General features: G+C 49.2%; 1 protein-coding gene. It reads right to left on the bottom strand.

The window, feature by feature from the left end; genetic code table 11:
• On the bottom strand, positions 1-730 hold a 730-nt coding region (gene dapE / locus A3763_RS22270; RefSeq protein WP_068760537.1), incomplete at both ends, for a succinyl-diaminopimelate desuccinylase.

Genomic DNA, 730 nt, shown 5'->3' with positions numbered 1-730 from the left:
GGCCCAAGTTCAAGCACTTGTGCGCCCGTTGGTGCGATAAAACGGCCGTCAGAGGTTCCGCCTGAGGTTGAAAGCTCTGTGTCGATACCTTTAACTGTTTTTATCGCTTTAACCGCTGCGTCGACGAGTGGGCCCGCTGCGGTTAGGAAGGGCTCTCCGCTTAATGTCCACTGGATATCGTAATCCAGCTTGTGTTGCTCAAGCACTTTGACGACACCTGCTTTAAGTTGCTCGGCGGTGACTTCAGTAGAAAATCGAAAGTTAAAAAGTGTCTCGACAGTACCGGGTATCACGTTCGTCGCACCGGTACCGGAATTGATATTGGTGATTTGGAATGATGTCGCGGGGAAGAATTCATTGCCACTGTCCCATTCAAGTTTGCATAGGTCGTCAAGGGCAGTCATTGCCAGGTGAATAGGGTTGTTCGCCAAGTGCGGGTAGGCAACATGTCCTTGTTTGCCTTTAATGGTAAGTTTTGCGTTTAAAGATCCGCGGCGGCCGTTCTTGATCACATCACCGAGCACCTTGGTACTGGATGGCTCACCAACCAGGCACCAATCAATTTTTTCATTACGCGCCTCCAATGTTTCAACAACCTTAACGGTACCGTTTGTTGCTGGTCCTTCTTCATCGCTGGTAATTAAGTAAGCGATAGAGCCTTTATGGTCGGGATGTTTTTTAACAAAGCGCTCACAGGCGGTGATAAATGCAGCCAGGCTACCCTTCATAT

Source organism: Oleiphilus sp. HI0128 (assembly GCF_001635365.1).
The sequence above is the reverse complement of the archived record's forward strand: the minus strand, read 5'-3'. Positions and strand labels throughout refer to the sequence as shown.